Annotated in this window: 1 pseudogene; it reads left to right on the top strand. The window is 40.1% G+C overall.

Features of this window, described 5'->3' with window-relative positions:
* A pseudogene (locus H5182_RS22070) lies at positions 1 to 551 on the top strand (hypothetical protein); the annotation flags it as partial.

Raw genomic sequence — 551 nt, 5'->3', positions numbered from 1 at the left:
GAACTACTATTTGATGATGACGACAATGAGCCAAAAGTTATTTTACAAACCCTTGCCAGTGAACATTACTTTGAGCTAAACGCCAAACAGTCTGGCCGCCAATTCATAGAATGGATAAGCCAACTTGGGACGATAAACTTACACGCCGGGCGCGATTTATGCCTAGAAACCGAGCAAAACAATGTACAGTTTGTGATAAAGAACAATCAATTTATTGATGTTAAAAATGAACTCAAACAACAAACTAACAACGGCAATATCAATTACCAAAGTGCCGGCAACAACGCGTTCACAGGTAAAAAAATCGATGTAAAAGCTGACCAAGAGCTGTCATTAATTTCGGGGCGTGCGGTTAAAATAAACGCGCAAAGTGATATTTTACTAAAGACTAATAACAGTGATTTAAAGCTCAACGTACCAAATGGTTCAACGTTTTTACAAACCAGTAAGTCAATTAACATCACAGGCTCTGGGCAAGGCGATTTAATCATTCATAACGCCGGCGGCGAAATTAAACTCGATAGCCAAGGCAACGCCACCATCATCGCTAC

The sequence above is a fragment of the Pseudoalteromonas sp. SG44-17 genome (genome assembly GCF_014164235.1).
In the GTDB taxonomy this organism is placed as follows: domain Bacteria; phylum Pseudomonadota; class Gammaproteobacteria; order Enterobacterales; family Alteromonadaceae; genus Pseudoalteromonas; species Pseudoalteromonas rhizosphaerae.
Note: the sequence above shows the minus strand (reverse complement) of the source record. Positions and strands in the feature narration are given on the sequence as shown.